This window comes from Clostridium sp. BL-8 (assembly GCF_002006495.1).
Taxonomy (GTDB): Bacteria; Bacillota; Clostridia; order Clostridiales; family Clostridiaceae; genus Clostridium.
This window is the reverse complement of record NZ_LZZL01000171.1, coordinates 1-3,606: the sequence shown is the minus strand read 5'-3', so window position 1 is coordinate 3,606 and position 3,606 is coordinate 1. Positions and strand designations below refer to the sequence as shown.

The following is a 3,606-nucleotide window of genomic DNA, read 5'->3' as shown; positions in this document are numbered from 1 at the left end:
ATTCTTTAAAATGAGTAGCATCCATAAAACATTCATCAATACTGTATCTTTGAATCTTAGGAGAATATTCATTAAGTAGCTTATATAACTATCGCTCATTTCTGCACTCTCATTTAGTAATAGTTTTTATTACTTACGATTTTTGGATTCGATTAAATCATTTTCTATTCAGTATGCATCATTCTGTAGGTATTAGTATTTAGTCTATTTTATCAGTTCTGTTTTTTCATTGCGGCTTATTATTTTCTATAATTTGTACAATCTACTGCACCATTATTGCACCACAAACTTATTGTTTTTATAAAAAAAGAGCTGCAACTATTTATTATTAGCATAACTACATTTTATAATTTTTCATTATACTTTAGCTTCAAAAATAAAATAGTACAACTTATTTGCTTCTCCATCTAACTTTATTAAAGAAATTAGTATTAACAAATTTATCACTATCGTCAGGATCTAAGTAATACTTTCCATCTTTTAAATTATTATTTATTTTATTTAAAACATCAACAAATTTATTTAAATCGCCATATTTAATATCTATCTTATCATCTTTTTGTTTAATTTTTAATTCGTCTAATTCATGTCTCAATATATAAAATAAAGCTGAATATTTTGCTACAAGAGTATCATGATATTCTTTTAATGTAATTTTCTCACATTCTGGATGATCTTTTATATGGCATATTCTATATAATCCATCCAAATATTTTGCATTAAAAGTTTCTATGTGTATATTTTCTACAATTCCATATTTACAGTCTGTCTTTCTTAATGCATCTTTTACTATTTGAGATACTTCTTTTCCGATATCGTCTACACTTTTCACTTCGCTTTTACCTCTGTGAACTACAATTTTACCACTTTTTTTTAACTCATCCTTTGTTCTGTAATCCGATTCCTGCTCATATGCAATTTTGCTAGATATATTATTAATATCAATATAGTTATTATTCATCTTATCACCTCAAAACATTATTTTATTAAGTAATTCTACATAATGCCTAAAAATCCTTATTAAATTAATAAATAATACAGTTTTATAAAAAATGTGGTCAATATTTTCTAACATTAACTGCAATTATTACATGATAATTTTATTGTTCTACGATTTTATAACTTAATTCAAATTTATCTAAATTATCATCAACGTACATTTTATATACATTAACTTATAACTTTTTTTCCTATCTTTATCAATTTGTCTGTATATATATCACTACAAGACATTCTGATACATATAGCATTTATTTCTATACCTAAAATACTGTTCGTAACCAGTCCACCTTTTTCATTTACATTCACAAGTCGACTCGCCTCTAATTTAAGAAATGGTATCCTATACTCATTTTCATAATCCCAAAAGCTGTGCTTAATAATAGTATTATGAAAAAGTAAACTCTGGTATAATTCTAATTGTTCTTTTTTGTCATTTGAAATTGTACCCTTAATTTCTTTGGTTATAAGATTTATATAATTCATATAAACAACATTCGCGGGAGCACGTTCCCCATCATAGGATATTGGGAAGAAAAACTTAGTTTTTTTACAGTATATCCAATACACCCCCCCTTATGGTTATTAGCATAATGCGCCCACATAGGCATATTACTTTCTAAATTAGTTGTAAAGTAACCTATTAAAACGCCTTCTTGATAAGATTTAATTAATTTTTGTATTATTTCAACTGGATAATTATATTTATTAATTTTTTCCTCATTTATATATAACGATTTTAATTCAAATGGATCATTAAGATTATCACGAGTTGACATCCAAAACTCTTTATTTTCAATAGACTTAATTTTTATATCATTGAAATTTTCAAGTTTGCATTTCTCTTTACATTTAGGAACCTCACTAAGATACATAAACTTAAATAATGTTTTAGAAATGTTTTCAATTCTATAATTATTTGCCTCATGAAAACTTTTTTCTTCCATCAATCTCATGTATTTTCTCATATTATATCCCTCCCCAATATAATAATATCATAAATTACTGCAAACAAAAATAAAGCTGGATTAATTGAACTGGCTAATCCAGCTTTATTATATATTGGTACTCCCAGCAGGTAAAATAATGCTTGTATAATAATATTCATTAATATTATTATATATCTTATAAAACCTTTATTAATCAGCTTTTAAGTATTTTATAATTTTTTATTATTTTTTGCTCTTGAAAATAAAATAGTACAATTTTGCATATAATATTTACTGATATACACTAATTTTAATTAATATAATCAAAACAATCTCATGCATTTTAAAGTGCACTAACATTTTTACTAAGCTCTTCTAATTGTTTCTTCTCTTCTACATATGCATATGTTTTAGCTATAAGTATTATTAATCCTGTTTTTATAACCTTAAATAGCTTCATACATTCCTCTTCAGTTTGATTATGGATACCTTCACTTATTATATTATATATTCGCGAATCATTCTTTATTTGTTCTGGAAGGAATTTATTTCTTTTAATCCTTTCCTTCATAGTTATTCCTGTATTATCAATTTCCTGCTTATTTTCAGATATTGCTATTAGTTTTTCAAAAGCTCTTCTGATATACAAAAGACTTGCTATCCCATAGCCATATGATTCCATAATTAATGCAGTTTTAGTATATTTAATTATTTCTTTAGAATCCATTTTATCACAAATTTTTTTTATTTTTTCTATTAATTCACTGCTGCCATTATCAACTTCTGATGGATATTGACCAATTTTTATAATTTTATTTCCACATTTATAATAAATATTATATTTTTTATGTTTATTATTTATGCAACATTCATATTCTTGAACAAATAAAGCCCCTTTATTTAAATTATTAGTAGCTTTATTGTTATAATCAAATACTTCTGAAATAATATACGACGAATTGTCAAATTTACCATCAACAGGAGTATAATTAAACTTAACAATATTTATATTCTTTCTTTTTTCATTATACCAAGTACTCCTCTTAAAAGTTGTCTCAATACCACATTCAGGACAAAAATTCATAAAAGACTCATCGTCTTCTTCCAACAATTCTTCATATTTTGATATCTCTTTCGTCTCATATAAATTCATAAATCTCTCTCCTTTCTTCGATATGTATATTGTTCTTCTTTAAATTATAAAATCCTCCCATTTTAGTTTAAAAACTTTATGTTATTTATATAGCATTAATATCAGATTCACCTTATAAAAGTAACTTTTTTAAAGTTTACACAACTTGCATCACATTAGCATAAATCTTTTCTTAGCGTAAAGTTTAAATAAGACATCATAGTAAAAAAATGCTATTATAAAATTAGTACAAAAATTTGCTTATATGCCACAATAGGAGGAGTCATTATGAGTCAAGAACTTAATGAATCAACTGATAATAAATATAATACCTCATTGCAAAGCACATCAAATATAAACACTGTATTCAATAAAATAAACAAATCATTTAACTATGATGCCCTTACAAAAATTAATTCTGCATATGAAACTTTATCCGAGAAGATCAACAAATCACTTAATTATGATACCCTTGCAAAAATTAATTCTGTATATGAAACTTTATTCGAGAAGATGAATAAATCACTTAACTATGATACCCTTACA

5 protein-coding genes and 1 pseudogene are annotated in these 3,606 nt (G+C 24.8%); 1 reads left to right on the top strand and 5 read right to left on the bottom strand.

Annotated elements, in window-relative coordinates:
• The 5 genes and pseudogenes from CLOBL_RS29230 to CLOBL_RS26800 form a co-directional block, all read right to left on the bottom strand.
• A pseudogene (locus CLOBL_RS29230) lies at positions 1–76 on the bottom strand (hypothetical protein); the annotation flags it as partial.
• Positions 77–391: 315 nt separating this feature from the next.
• Complete coding sequence (locus tag CLOBL_RS26810) at positions 392–961, bottom strand: hypothetical protein (RefSeq protein WP_077861783.1); 570 nt, start codon at positions 959–961, stop codon at positions 392–394.
• Positions 962–1,170: 209 nt separating this feature from the next.
• Positions 1,171–1,485, bottom strand: coding sequence for a hypothetical protein (locus CLOBL_RS28820; protein ID WP_242953940.1), 315 nt, complete (start codon positions 1,483–1,485; stop codon positions 1,171–1,173).
• Positions 1,482–1,967 (bottom strand): DUF2971 domain-containing protein, encoded by a 486-nt coding sequence (locus tag CLOBL_RS28815; RefSeq protein ID WP_242953939.1) that lies wholly within the window; start codon positions 1,965–1,967, stop codon positions 1,482–1,484. Before CLOBL_RS28815 ends, CLOBL_RS28820 begins: the two co-directional genes overlap by 4 nt.
• 304 nt (positions 1,968–2,271) lie before the next feature.
• Positions 2,272–3,081, bottom strand: a complete 810-nt coding sequence (locus CLOBL_RS26800) for a hypothetical protein (RefSeq protein ID WP_077861782.1) — start codon at positions 3,079–3,081, stop codon at positions 2,272–2,274.
• 267 nt (positions 3,082–3,348) lie between these two features.
• Between CLOBL_RS26800 and CLOBL_RS26795 the strand changes: the two genes are divergently transcribed.
• On the top strand, positions 3,349–3,606 hold a 258-nt coding region (locus tag CLOBL_RS26795), incomplete at its 3' end, for a hypothetical protein (protein ID WP_143323969.1).

What these genes read in the sequence shown, in the direction of transcription:
- CLOBL_RS26810 (WP_077861783.1), bottom strand. Translation starts at nt 961, where the DNA reads ATGAATAATAACTATATTGATATTAATAATATATCTAGCAAAATTGCA.
- CLOBL_RS28820 (WP_242953940.1), bottom strand. Translation starts at nt 1,485, where the DNA reads ATGAATTATATAAATCTTATAACCAAAGAAATTAAGGGTACAATTTCA.
- CLOBL_RS28815 (WP_242953939.1), bottom strand. Translation starts at nt 1,967, where the DNA reads ATGAGAAAATACATGAGATTGATGGAAGAAAAAAGTTTTCATGAGGCA.
- CLOBL_RS26800 (WP_077861782.1), bottom strand. Translation starts at nt 3,081, where the DNA reads ATGAATTTATATGAGACGAAAGAGATATCAAAATATGAAGAATTGTTG.